Source organism: Microbacterium sp. NPDC003461 (assembly GCF_053588335.1).
On the sequence record NZ_JBSFPT010000020.1, the window covers coordinates 42,281 to 54,418 of the forward strand.

Here is a 12,138-nt window from a genome sequence, read left to right on the forward strand (position 1 = left end):
CCGGGTCCCGCGCCCGCCCCGACGGGTCAGCCGTCGTAGCCGCGCGGATTGCGCTGCTGCCAGTTCCACACGTCGCGCGTCATGTCGTCGATCGTGCGGGTGGCCGCCCAGCCCAGCTCCCGCTGCGCCTTCGACGGGTCGCAGTAGGTGGCGGCGAGGTCGCCCGCCCGGCGCTCGGCCATGACCTTCGGCAGCTCGCGCCCCACGGCCTTCTCGAACGAGGCGATCAGCTCGAGCACGCTCACGGGCCTGCCCGTGCCGAGGTTGTAGGCCACCAGCCCGGGCTGCGCCTTCTCGAGCGCCGCGACGTGCCCCTCGGCCAGGTCGACCACGTGGATGTAGTCACGCAGACCCGTGCCGTCGGGGGTGTCGTAATCGCTGCCGTACACGTTGATCTCGGGCAGCGATCCCACGGCCACGCGCGCCACGAACGGCATGAGGTTGTTGGGGATGCCCTTCGGGTCCTCGCCCACCAGGCCCGACTCGTGCGCGCCGACCGGGTTGAAGTAGCGCAGCAGCGTGACGTTCAGCTCGGGGTTGACGCGCTGCACGTCGGCGAGCACGACCTCGTTCATGAGCTTCGACTTCGAGTACGGGTTCGACAGGTGCACGAGGTCGCGCGTGGCCTCCTCGGTGAACGGCAGGTCCGCCGGATCGGAGTAGACCGTGCCGGTGCTCGAGAAGATGAACGAGGTGATGCCGCGCTCGAGGCCCACCTTCATGAGCGTGTACGTCGTGTCGAGGTTGTTGCGGTAGTACAGCAGCGGCTTCTGCACCGACTCGCCCACGGCCTTCTTGGCCGCGAAGTGCATGATCGCGTCGAACGGACCGTGTTCGTCGAAGGCGCGCTCGACGTCGTCCGCGTGCGCGGCGCTGCCAGCCACGAGCGGTGCGCGCTTTCCCGTGATCTGATGGATCCGGTCCGTGACGATCCCGCTCGTGTTCGTCAGGTCGTCGAGCAGCACGGCCTCGTGGCCGGCCTCGAGGAGGGCGATCGCAGTGTGGGTCCCGACGTATCCGGCGCCGCCGGCAAGGAGTACTCGCATGCCCCCAGCCTACGGCCGTCGCCGGCGTGCGCCCGCGCGTCAGCGCGCGCCGAGCGCTCCCCCGGACTCCTCCAGGTAGCAGGCGCCGCACAGCGACTCGTAGGTGACGAAGTGGTCGTCGCGCACGGCGGCCGTGGCCGCGTCGATCGCCACCTGATCGCCGTCGAACACGAACCGCCCGCCCACGACGCGGCCGTTGAACAGCGCCTTGCGTCCGCAGCGGCAGATCGTCTTCAACTCCTCCAGCGAGTGCGCGATCTCCAGCAGGCGAGCGGATCCCGGGAAGGCGGCGGTGCGGAAGTCCGTGCGGATCCCGTAGGCCATGACGGGGATGCCGTCCTCCACCGCGATGCGGAACAGGTCGTCCACCTGCGGCGAGGTGAGGAACTGCGCCTCGTCCACGAGGAGGCACGCGACGTCACGCGGGCGGCCGGGGATGAGCGCGTCGTCCACCCCCGCGCGGACCCGCTCGCGGTGCGTGCGGAAGAGGGCGCGCGCGTCGGCGTCCGGCGCGATCAGGAAGTCGACCGTGCGCGTCACGCCCAGGCGAGACTCGATCTGATCCGCGCCCTTCGTGTCGATCGCCGGCTTCGCCAGCAGCACCGCCTGGCCGCGCTCCTCGTAGTTGTAGGCCGCCTGCAGCAGCGCGGTGGACTTCCCGGAGTTCATCGCGCCGTATCGGAAGTACAGTTTGGCCACCGCACAAGCCTACGCGCGCGGGGCGCGCCGCCGGGCACTCCGCCGCCGCGGAGGCGCTCACTCCCCCGCGTGCACGGCGACGACCGACCGGGCTCGTCCACAGGCGGCGGTCGGGCGCCATCCGTCCACGGATCCGGCACGCGCGCTCCGCGTCGCGACCCGCGCCCGTAGCGTCGATGCCGACCCGTCACCACCGACGAGCCCCACAGAATCACCGAAGACCCGAGGAGGATCGGATGCCCGTCTACACCGTCGACAGCGACATCGTCATGGAGAAGGCCGCCGCCGTCGGCGGCACGGTCGGCCGCCTGCAGGCAGAGACCGCCACCCTGCAGGCCCAGCTGCGCGACCTGCAGGGCTCGTGGACCGGCATGGCCGCGGGGGCCTTCCAGTCCAGCGCCGAGGAGTGGCGCGCCGTGCAGGCGCAGGTGGAGCAGGCGCTCGCGGCGCTCGGCGAGTCGCTGCGCGCCGCCGGCACGCACTACGCCGACACCGAGCACGCGGCGATGGCCATGTTCCGCTGACCCGCGCCGAAGACGACGAACGGCCCCTCCGAGGAGGGGCCGTTCGTGTACGTCAGCTCTGGCGAGCCGATGGACCTCGCTTCGACTCCGGCGCCTGGCGGCACCTTCTCTCAGCGTTGATCCGCCGGGACTCAACGCCGCTGCGCGGCATTGAGTCCCGTCGCATCAGAAGTCCATGCCGCCCGCGGCGTCGGCCGGCGCCGGCTGGTTCTTCTCCGGCTTGTCGGCGACGACGGCCTCGGTGGTGAGGAACAGGCCGGCGATCGACGCCGCGTTCTGCAGCGCCGAGCGCGTCACCTTCGCCGGGTCGATGATGCCCGCGCCGAACATGTCGACGTACTCACCCGTGGCGGCGTTGAGGCCCTGGCCGGCGGGGAGCTCGGCGACCTTGGCGGCCACGACGCCCGGCTCGAGGCCGGCGTTGAGCGCGATCTGCTTCAGCGGCGCCTCGATGGCGATGCGCACGATGCCCGCACCGGTCGCCTCGTCGCCCTGGAGCTGCAGCTTGTCGAACGCGGTCGCGCCGGCCTGGATGAGGGCCACGCCACCACCGGGGACGATGCCCTCCTCGACGGCCGCCTTCGCGTTGCGCACGGCGTCCTCGATGCGGTGCTTGCGCTCCTTGAGCTCCACCTCGGTGGCCGCACCCGCCTTGATGACGGCCACGCCGCCGGCGAGCTTGGCGAGGCGCTCCTGCAGCTTCTCGCGGTCGTAGTCGCTGTCGGTGTTCTCGATCTCGCGACGGATCTGGGTCACGCGGCCCTCGATCTGGCCCGCGTCGCCCGCGCCCTCGACGATGGTCGTCTCGTCCTTCGTGACGATGACCTTGCGCGCGCGGCCGAGCAGGTCGAGCTCGGTGTTCTCGAGCTTGAGGCCGACCTCCTCGGTGATGACCTGGCCGCCGGTGAGGATCGCGATGTCCTGCAGCTGGGCCTTGCGACGGTCGCCGAAGCCGGGGGCCTTCACGGCGACCGACTTGAAGATGCCGCGGATCTTGTTCAGCACGAGCGTGGCCAGGGCCTCGCCCTCGACGTCCTCGGCGATGATGACGAGCTCCTTGCCCGACTGGATCACCTTGTCGACGACCGGCAGCAGATCCTTGATGTTCGAGATCTTCTGGTTGGCGATGAGGATGTACGGGTCCTCGAAGACGGCCTCCTGGCGCTCCGGGTCCGTGACGAAGTAGGGGTTCAGGTAGCCCTTGTCGAAGCGCATGCCCTCGGTGAGCTCGAGCTCGGTGCCGAACGCCTGGGCCTCCTCGACCGTGACGACGCCCTCCTTGCCCACCTTGTCGATGGCCTCGGCGATGAGCGCGCCGATCTCCGGGTCGGCGGCCGAGATCGACGCGGTGGCGGCGATCTGGTCCTTCGACTCGACCTCCTTGGCGTTCGCGAGCAGCTCGTCCGTGACGGCCTTGACGGCCTTCTCGATGCCGCGCTTCAGGCTGATCGGGTCGGCACCGGCCGCGACGTTGCGCAGGCCCTCGCGCACGAGCGCCTGGGCGAGGACGGTCGCCGTCGTCGTGCCGTCACCGGCGACGTCGTCGGTCTTCTTCGCGACCTCCTTGACGAGCTCCGCGCCGATCTTCTCGTACGGGTCGTCGAGCTCGATCTCCTTGGCGATCGAGACGCCGTCGTTCGTGATGGTGGGAGCGCCCCACTTCTTCTCGAGCACGACGTTGCGACCGCGCGGGCCGAGCGTCACCTTGACGGCGTCGGCCAGCTGGTTGAGGCCGCGCTCGAGGCCGCGCCGGGCCTCCTCGTCGAAAGCGATCATCTTTGCCATGTGTGTGTCGTCCCTCCCGGACGTAGGCGTATGGGTTTAGCACTCAAATCCTGCGAGTGCTAACGCCATTCTGGCACTCGACCCCAGGGAGTGCAAGCCGCGTGGCGCGGGCTCCCGGCGCGCGGGAACGCCCCGGAACCGAGGGGTCCGGGGCGTTGCGGGATGAGGGAGGGTCAGACGGGGCGGACGGCCTCCGCCTGCGGGCCCTTCTGGCCGGTTCCGACGGTGAACTCGACGGCCTGCCCCTCCTCGAGCACGCGGAAACCGCCCATCTCGATGTTGGAGTAGTGGACGAAGACGTCCTGGCTGCCGTCGGCGACGGTGATGAACCCGTACCCCTTCTCGGCGTTGAACCACTTGACGGTGCCCTGGGTCATGCTGGAACTCTCCTGGTGCTGCGGGGGATCGACAGCGACAGCGTAGCCACGCGCCACACGCGGGCGAGAGGGTTCAGAGCAGGTTTGACATGCGCGATGCCGAACGTTTACCCGGCGGAAACACGATCCAGGCCGAGCACCACCGTGACGACCTTCGTCTCCGCGTCGGCGACGTACGCGGTGCTCTCCTCGAGGCGTCCGCCGCCCAGCGCCTCCGCGACGCCGGCCGCGGCCGCCTCGTGCTCCGGCGCGGCGTAGTACACGACGGTCTCGGGGATGTCCGTCGCGCTGGAGGCGCTCGCCGAGACGTCGTCGCCGTTCCAGCCGGCCGCGACGAGCTGCTCCTCGGCCCGCACCTCGATGCCCTGCGACGCCGTCCCGTTCAGGATGAGCACCTGGTAGGAGGGGTCTACGACGGCTTCGACCGTGGGCACGGGGTCTGGGCCCGCCACGACGTCCGGCTGCTGCTGTGACAGCGCGAGGAACGTCACCACCCCCACGCAGAAGAGCACGACCGCGCTGACACCGGCCCAGAGCAGCGCCACGCCCACCCGCAGGCGCGGGTTCTCCGCGCGGTGCGCGCCGACGCGGTCGCGCTGTCGCGGCACGTCGTCGAAGCGATCACGGGGGTACGTCTCGTTCGGCACCCGACGATGCTACCCGGCGCCGCGACGCCGGTTCTGAGTGCCGCGGTCTCCGGTTCCGCGCGTCAGGCGTGCAGGGCGGCGCGGCGCGCGAGCCGCTCGTCGCGCACGCGGCGCAGGCGCTTCACGAGCAGCGGATCGTGCTCGAGAGCCTCGGCGGTGTCGATGAGCCGACCCAGCAGCTGGTAGTAGCGAGCGGGCGTCATGCCGAGGGTGGCGCGGATCGCCTCCTCCTTGGCACCCGCATGCCTCGTCCACTCCGCCTCGAAGGCGAGGATCGCGCGGTCGGTCTCGGTCAGTGCCACGTCATCCACGCTAGGCGGCGCGCTCGGATCGCCCGGGAGGCGCACCGGCGGGCCCGCGGATCAGGCGGCCGGGGCGCCCTCCGGGATCGCGCGCCGTTCGATCCACGCGCCCAGCGGGTCGGCGGCGGCGAGGATCTCCCCGTCCAGAGCGAGCGCGAACCCGTCCCAGCCGTCGGGATCGGGCCGGCGCGTCCACGCGTCGTGCAGGCCGGGAGCGTCGAGCGTGATCCAGCGGGCATCGAGCGCGCGGATCTGCCGGATGAGGCGCTCCCGCGCGGCGCGCGGCACGTGCGGCAGCACGCCGGGGGTCGTCACGACGAGGGTCGCGCCGGCGGGCGCCCGAGCCGCGAGCGCCTCGAGCGCGCCCGGCGCACTGGCGTCGCCCGCGACGAGCAGGGGCGGGTCGGCGGCCGCGATGTCGAGGGCCGCCGCGATGCGCGCGGCCCTGCCGCGCTCGCCCGGCCAGACGAGCCCGGTCATCCAGTCGCGGTCGACGGGGTCGGCCGCATCGCGCGGCGCGGGGTCGATGCCCGCCCGCCACACGATCTCCGGCAGTGCCCCGGGCACGGGCGTCCCACCGCGCAGCACGCAGTCGAGCACGACCGAGGCTCCGCTGCCCACCTCGCGCACCGATCCGTCGTCGCTGCGGAAGCGGTACGCGTAGCGATCCGGGTAGAGGCACAGCCCGGCCGACGCGCCGATCTCGAGCAGCGCGATCGGCCCCGGTACGCGCTGCAACGCGTACAGCAGCGGCGCGCACCGCCCCGGCTCGTTCGTCTGGATGCCGCGCGTCGCGCACTCGGCGACCACGCGATCCGCGTGCGAGAGGACGAAGCGCGCCCACGCGTCATAGTCACCCTCGGCGGCGCCGAGCATGCGCGTCACGGCGAAGACGAGCGGCGGCTGGCGGTGGGGCGGGTCCAGCCGCGCGAGCACCGCGGCCACGGCCTCGTCGGCGGCCACGCCCGCCGCCCACTGCGCGTACAGCGCGCTGCGGCCGGGGGCCTCATCCCGCGCGAAACGGGCGTAGCGCTCCTGCACGGCGGCGACCTCGGGATCCATGCGTCACAGTCTGCCTCTCACGCGCCCGGCACCCCCGATCCGCGTACCCTTGAGGCATGGCCTACGAAGTGCAGAAGTCCGAGGACGAGTGGCGCGCCGAGCTCGGCGAGGAGCAGTACGCGGTGCTCCGCGGGGCGGCGACCGAGCGCCCGTGGACGGGCGAGCTGCTGGATGAGGAGCGCGCGGGCATCTACGCGTGCGCGGCGTGCGGCAACGAGCTGTTCGTCAGCGGCACGAAGTTCGACTCCCACTGCGGCTGGCCGAGCTTCTACGAGTCGGTGCGCCCCGAGGCCGTGGAGCTGCTCGAGGACACGAGCCACGGCATGGTGCGCACCGAGGTGCGCTGCGCGAAGTGCGGATCGCACCTGGGGCACGTCTTCCCCGACGGCTTCGGCACCCCCACCGGCGACCGCTACTGCATGAACTCGATCGCCCTGGACTTCACGCCCGAGTCGTGAGCGCCGCCAGCGCCGACTCGGCGCATCCCGCCCGCGACGCGGTGCGCGCCCGGCGCTCGTACTCCAAGGTGACGGACGAGGCGCCCACCCGCGCGGAGCTGCTGGAGCTCGTGGCCGCGGCCTCGCGCGTGGCGGATCACTCCGGCCTGCGCCCGTGGCGGCTCATCGAGCTGCGCGGCGCGGATCGCGAGCGACTGGGCCGCGCGATCGCGAAGGCGCAGGACGAGCGGGAGCCCTCGACCAAGCCGCTGCGCGCGCCGCTGCTGATCGCGATCGTCGCGTGCATCCGCCCGAGCGAGAAGGTGCCGGCGTGGGAGCAGGAGGCCGTGGCCTCCGGCGTCGCCCACACGCTCAGCCTGCTGCTCGACGAGGCCGGATGGGGCGTCATCTGGCGCACCGGCCACTACACGCGCAGCAAGGCCGTGGCGAAGGCGCATCGCCTCGAGAAGCACGAGCGCCTGCTGGGCTGGCTCTACGTGGGCGGCAAGCCCGAGGGCGAGCGCGGCGGCCACCGCAAGACGATCGACGCCGAGGCGTTCCTCACTCGGCTGCCGGAGTAGCCGGCGCGCCGGCCGCGTGGCGCCGGCGCCAGCGCACCGCCGCGGTCACGACGCCGATCGACGCGAGCGCGACGGTCGTGGCGGACTGCCACGCCGCGGCGGGCGCCTCGGGCGGCCAGATCGCGTCGAGCACGACCGATCCCAGCAGCTGGCCCAGCACCGAGGCGAGCCCGAACAGCAGCACCCCCGTGCGCGCGACGAGCGCGGCGCTCATGAAGATGTACACGCAGCCGATCGCGCCGCCGAGATAGAGCCACGGCGCGGCGGGCAGCGGCTCCGGGGCGCCCACCACCCCGACGTGCACGAGGGCGGCCACGGCCAGCACCGCCGTGCCCCCGACGAAGTTCACGGTCGTGGCCGCGAGCGCCGAGCCGACCGCCGCGCGCAGCCGGCCGTTCGTCGCCTGCTGCCATGCCACGGCGAATCCCACGAGCAGCGGCAGCACGAGCATCCACAGCGGGGCGCGCGAGACCGCGTCGCCGCCGAGCGAGAACGCGACGGCCACGAGGGCGAGCGCCGCGCCGATCACGCGCGGCATCGTCACCGCCGTGACGCCCGCGGGCCCGTAGCCGATGCGGTCCACGACGATCCCGATGAGCGTCTGCCCCGCGACCATGCCGACCGTGAACAGCGAGACGCCGATGATCGCGACCGTGAGGCCCTGCGTCGCGACGGTGAGGGCGCCGGCGGCGCCGCCGATGAGCATCCACCACGGCGCGGCGCCCGATCGGACGGCCGCGAGGAGCGAGCGGATGCCCGCGCGCCCGGCGGGCAGCAGCGCGCTGAGCACGAGCAGGATCGCCAGCCCGCTGCCGAAGGAGATGACGGCGGCGACGAGTCCGTCGTCGAGCGCGACGCCCAGCTGCGCGTTGATGCGCGCCTGCAGGGCGGCGAGCATGCCGACCGCGACGGCGCCTCCGATCGCGAGCACCGCCGGCATCCAGGAGCGGGCGGCGGGAGGAGCGACGGTCACCGATCAAGCCTACGCCCGCATCCCGCCCCGCCTGCCGCGTCGGCGACCCTCGCCCCGGCAACCCCTCGGCCCTCGCCCCGGCAACCCCTCGACGCGCGCACCGGGCGGCGGTTAGCCTCGGGGCATGGGCGGGCCGAGCGCGAGCATGGTGATCCTGGGAGCCGGGGGCGATCTGACCGAGCGGCTGCTGCTGCCGGGACTGGCGAGCCTGCTGGTGCGCCACGACTACGAGGTGCAGGTGATCGGCGCGAGCACCGGCGAGAGCAGCGACGACGACTGGCGCCGGCTGATCGCCGACAGCTTCGCGAAGGTCGAGGGCGGCGGCGACGGCCCGCCCGACATCCTCGAGTCGGCCACCTACATCCGCGCCGACGCGACGAGCGCCGACGATCTGCGGCGCGTGCTCGCGGAGTGCCGCCACACCCCCGTGATCTACTTCGCGCTGCCGCCGAGCGTGACGATCTCCGCCTGCGAGGCGCTGCGCGAGGTCGATCTGCCCGATGACACGAGGCTCGCGCTCGAGAAGCCGTTCGGCACGGACCAGGCCTCCGCCCGCCGGCTCAACCGGCTGCTGGCGCAGCTCGTGCCGGAGACGCAGATCTACCGCATCGACCACTTCCTCGGCATGTCGATGGTGCTGAACATCCTCGGCATGCGCTTCGCGAACCGGATGTTCGAGGGCGCCTGGCAGCGCGAGAGCGTGGAGCGGGTGGAGATCGTCTTCGACGAGACGCTGGGCCTCGAGGGCCGCGGCGGCTACTACGACGCGGCCGGCGCACTCATCGACATGCTGCAGAGCCACCTGCTGGAGGTGATGGCGCTCGTCGCGATGGAGCCGATCCCCCGCCTGGACGAGGTAGAGCTGCGCTCGAACATCGCGCAGGTGCTGCGCAGCACGCGCGTCGCGGATCCGGTCGCCGACAGCCGGCGGGCGCGGTACACCGCCGGGAAGGTCGGATCGCGCGAGCTGCCGTCGTACGCCGACGAGGAGGGCGTCGACGCGAGCCGCGAGACCGAGACGCTCGCCCAGATCACGTGCGAGATCGACACGCCCCGGTGGCGCGGCGTGCCCTTCGTCCTCCGCTCGGGCAAGGCGATCGCCGCGGACCGCACGACCGTGACGGTGCGGATGCGCCCCGTCGAGCCGATCGAGGGCCTGACGGGCACGCCGCGCCCGGACGAGATCACGATGGACCTCATGACCGGCGACGTCGCGCTGGCGGTGACGATGAACGGCAGCGGCGACGCGTTCACGCTCGAGCAGAGCGTGCTCGAGACCGAGAAGAAGCCCGGCGACCTGCTCCCCTACGGCCAGGTGCTCAAGGGCATCCTCGACGGCGACCCCCTGCTGTCGGTGCGCGGCGACGTGGCCGAGGAGTCGTGGCGGATCGTCGAGCCGATCCTGAAGGCCTGGCGCGACGGCCGCGTGCCCCTCGAGGAGTACCCGGCGGGCTCAGCCGGCCCCGGCTGGGACACCGACTCGAGCAGGGACTGACGGTGCCGACTGCGGGAGCGCCGGACGTACCCCTCCTCCTGTCCAGGTGACCCTCGCGCTGTCCCACGTCTTGTCGTCACCCACGTCCTGCCCTCCTTACCCCCCGAAGATGTCGGCACCCGACTCTATGATCGAGTGCCGGGATACGGCAGGGAACGGGAGGGCACATGGTCGTGGAACTATTCGGACTGCTGGAATCGCTGCACGCTCGCACCACCGAAACATTCAGTAGGCAACCTGCCGTCGTCGACAAGGATGGCTCGTTTGACGTCGAAAAGCTTCCGATTGGCCCGACCTGGCACAGGTTGAGTGACGTAGTTGCGGTCGTGTTCGATCTGAAATCTTCCACGAACCTCGAGAAAGGACGCACACCAGCGAGCACAGCCAGCATCTACGACGCAGGCGTCAGCGGCGTCGTCAAGGTTCTGACCGGCATCGGGGCGGACTTCGTCGATATCCAGGGCGACGGTGGCTTCGGGCTGTTCTGGGGACGACTCCCCTACGAACGTGCCCTGTGCGCGGCGATCACTATCCGCACGTTCTCCGACGACTTCACCGAGCAGCTCAGGAGCAAGTGGCCTGAGGCTCCGGACACTGGGTTCAAGGTCGGTGTCGCCAGCGGTCCCGTACTCGCCAAGCGCGTCGGACTGCCCAGAAAGCTGAACTTCCAGGAGCCGGTGTGGGCCGGCCGGCCCGTCAACTACGCTGCAAAAGCGGCGCAGCAGACCGTCCCCGGACGAATCCTCGTCACCGGCAGCGTCTGGGACATGATCGAGGACAACGACTACCTCACGTTCTCATGCGGCTGCGATGATGGCTTGCCTAGCGAGAACGGACCACAGATGTTGTGGTCGTCGGCGACGATCGACAAGATCCCGGACGACGAGAAATTCGGCCAGATGGTGAGCAGCAACTGGTGCGATGTCCACGGCGAACAGTTCCTGAATACAATCCTCGCCGGCGAACGGCGCCGCACCGAGATCGCTTACCAGGAACGCAGCAAACGGAACCTTCTCGCGAGCGGCTCGGTCGAGGCGATCGGAGCGGCAAAAGCTCGTGAGGGTTACCGCATCGAGGCCAGGGAAGCGCTGCGCCCTGGAGGCATCCGTGGCTAACACCGAGCCTGCCGGCCCAGAAGGGGCAGTCGAGGGTCTCGCCGCAGCTTTTGACGTAGAGGCGTTGCGTGCGATTCTTGCAACCAATCGCGAAGAGATCGGCCGGGCTGACTCGAAAGCCTCCACCCTCCTCGCCGCCGAGGGAATTGTCGCCGGTGCTGTGCTGGCCGCGCTCATCGCTGGGGACTGGACCCCCGCGATTCTGCCACCACTTGCCGGGTTCGCCTGGTGGTTCGGGGCCCTCGTCGGGCTCGCGTCGATTGTTGCCCTGGCCGTGTCCATCTACCCGAGCACCAAGCGCAAGCGCGGCACGAAGCCGTACGGTCCGGCGTTCTTCGGTGACACCAAGCGCACCAGCGGGAACGGCCATCTCACACTCGCTGACCTCCTGAACGACCAGGTGCCAATCACGGCCCGCATCGCCAGGAGGAAATACCGCTGGATCAAGATCGGCATGTGGCTGGCTGCCGTCGGCGCCGCGAGTCTGCTGTTCGCGACCCTCATCGGGGTCTGACATCTGTGGGCCGACGCCCTTCTCGCGGGCGCGCTTCGAGTCGAAGACCACCCAGCCTCGAACGCGAAGGCGAGCGTAGTCGCGGGTGCATTGCAAGGAGTGCTCTACATGCTTTGGACACGTTGCGTGCATTGCGGGCAGCACCGGACCGCTGTCCTGGTCGATCTTGACTGGATGCCGGGCTGCCGTAACGGGATCAGCGGACCGCGCAGAGCAGTGCCCCAGCGCCGCACTGCGCCCGAGCGGGCCGCTACGTGCCGATAGAAACTACGTTCGCGCCGCTATATTCAGCACATGGTCTCAGACGCCCGTTTGCGCGCATCGCTCGAGCATCACCTCCTCCCAGGCGAGACTGTGCTGGCGTCGACGCGGGGCGTTCTGCAGAACACCGGTGGTTTCCTCGCCCCGTCCGTCTGGTTCGCGGCCACCAACGACCGCCTGCTGTTCGCCAACACCCGTTCGCACTGGTCGTACGAATACGACGAGTGGGGTGTGACACTTCTTGTAGACGGTCGTTACCAGGAAGGAACGACAGGCAGAGATGTCTACGAATCGCAGGAAGTTCACTGAGGAGTTCAAGG

General features: G+C 70.8%; 15 protein-coding genes. 7 read left to right on the forward strand and 8 right to left on the reverse strand.

The window, feature by feature from the left end:
• Nucleotides 1-26: 26 nt before the first annotated feature.
• Nucleotides 27-1,046 carry a UDP-glucose 4-epimerase GalE gene (gene galE, locus ACWDR7_RS09375; protein WP_449854645.1) on the reverse strand — a complete coding sequence of 340 codons (1,020 nt, stop codon included), beginning with the start codon at nt 1,044-1,046 and terminating at the stop codon, nt 27-29.
• Between the two features lie 39 nt (nt 1,047-1,085).
• Nucleotides 1,086-1,745 (reverse strand): thymidine kinase, encoded by a 660-nt coding sequence (locus ACWDR7_RS09380; RefSeq protein ID WP_449854646.1) that lies wholly within the window; start codon nt 1,743-1,745, stop codon nt 1,086-1,088.
• A 236-nt stretch (nt 1,746-1,981) separates the two neighbouring features.
• On the opposite strand from ACWDR7_RS09380, the gene ACWDR7_RS09385 reads away from it, so the two are divergent.
• Complete coding sequence (locus ACWDR7_RS09385) at nt 1,982-2,269, forward strand: WXG100 family type VII secretion target (protein ID WP_449854647.1); 288 nt, start codon at nt 1,982-1,984, stop codon at nt 2,267-2,269.
• A 165-nt stretch (nt 2,270-2,434) separates the two neighbouring features.
• Here the strand turns inward: ACWDR7_RS09385 and groL are convergent, their stop codons facing one another.
• From groL to ACWDR7_RS09410, 5 genes are all read right to left on the reverse strand, one after another.
• The gene (groL, locus tag ACWDR7_RS09390; protein WP_449854648.1) at nt 2,435-4,054 is read right to left on the reverse strand and encodes a chaperonin GroEL; all 1,620 of its coding nucleotides are present in this window, start codon (nt 4,052-4,054) and stop codon (nt 2,435-2,437) included.
• 173 nt (nt 4,055-4,227) lie between these two features.
• Nucleotides 4,228-4,431 carry a cold-shock protein gene (locus ACWDR7_RS09395; protein ID WP_449854649.1) on the reverse strand — a complete coding sequence of 68 codons (204 nt, stop codon included), beginning with the start codon at nt 4,429-4,431 and terminating at the stop codon, nt 4,228-4,230.
• Between the two features lie 107 nt (nt 4,432-4,538).
• Entirely contained in the window at nt 4,539-5,078 is a 540-nt protein-coding gene (locus ACWDR7_RS09400) for a LytR C-terminal domain-containing protein (RefSeq protein WP_449854650.1), read from the reverse strand.
• A 62-nt stretch (nt 5,079-5,140) separates the two neighbouring features.
• The gene (locus ACWDR7_RS09405; RefSeq protein ID WP_449854651.1) at nt 5,141-5,380 is read right to left on the reverse strand and encodes a DUF3263 domain-containing protein; all 240 of its coding nucleotides are present in this window, start codon (nt 5,378-5,380) and stop codon (nt 5,141-5,143) included.
• Between the two features lie 60 nt (nt 5,381-5,440).
• On the reverse strand, nt 5,441-6,442 hold the full coding sequence (locus tag ACWDR7_RS09410) for a DUF2332 family protein (protein WP_449854652.1): 1,002 nt from the start codon (nt 6,440-6,442) through the stop codon (nt 5,441-5,443).
• Between the two features lie 56 nt (nt 6,443-6,498).
• Here ACWDR7_RS09410 and msrB point away from each other — a divergent pair, with 56 nt between their 5' ends.
• Both msrB and ACWDR7_RS09420 read left to right on the forward strand, forming a co-directional pair.
• On the forward strand, nt 6,499-6,900 hold the full coding sequence (gene msrB / locus ACWDR7_RS09415; protein WP_449854653.1) for a peptide-methionine (R)-S-oxide reductase MsrB: 402 nt from the start codon (nt 6,499-6,501) through the stop codon (nt 6,898-6,900).
• Nucleotides 6,897-7,460, forward strand: coding sequence for a nitroreductase family protein (locus tag ACWDR7_RS09420; RefSeq protein WP_449854654.1), 564 nt, complete (start codon nt 6,897-6,899; stop codon nt 7,458-7,460). Before msrB ends, ACWDR7_RS09420 begins: the two co-directional genes overlap by 4 nt.
• Here ACWDR7_RS09420 and ACWDR7_RS09425 read toward each other — a convergent pair.
• Nucleotides 7,441-8,433: a DMT family transporter gene (locus tag ACWDR7_RS09425; protein WP_449854655.1), complete on the reverse strand. Its 993-nt coding sequence runs from the start codon at nt 8,431-8,433 to the stop codon at nt 7,441-7,443. The genes ACWDR7_RS09420 and ACWDR7_RS09425 overlap by 20 nt on opposite strands.
• Nucleotides 8,434-8,557: 124 nt before the next feature.
• Between ACWDR7_RS09425 and ACWDR7_RS09430 the strand changes: the two genes are divergently transcribed.
• From ACWDR7_RS09430 to ACWDR7_RS09445, 4 genes are all read left to right on the forward strand, one after another.
• Entirely contained in the window at nt 8,558-9,928 is a 1,371-nt protein-coding gene (locus ACWDR7_RS09430; RefSeq protein WP_449854656.1) for a glucose-6-phosphate dehydrogenase, read from the forward strand.
• A gap of 167 nt (nt 9,929-10,095) precedes the next feature.
• Nucleotides 10,096-11,043, forward strand: a complete 948-nt coding sequence (locus ACWDR7_RS09435) for an adenylate/guanylate cyclase domain-containing protein (RefSeq protein ID WP_449854657.1) — start codon at nt 10,096-10,098, stop codon at nt 11,041-11,043.
• Complete coding sequence (locus ACWDR7_RS09440) at nt 11,036-11,557, forward strand: Pycsar system effector family protein (protein ID WP_449854658.1); 522 nt, start codon at nt 11,036-11,038, stop codon at nt 11,555-11,557. Before ACWDR7_RS09435 ends, ACWDR7_RS09440 begins: the two co-directional genes overlap by 8 nt.
• 294 nt (nt 11,558-11,851) lie before the next feature.
• Nucleotides 11,852-12,127: a hypothetical protein gene (locus tag ACWDR7_RS09445; RefSeq protein WP_449854659.1), complete on the forward strand. Its 276-nt coding sequence runs from the start codon at nt 11,852-11,854 to the stop codon at nt 12,125-12,127.
• Nucleotides 12,128-12,138 lie beyond the last annotated feature (11 nt).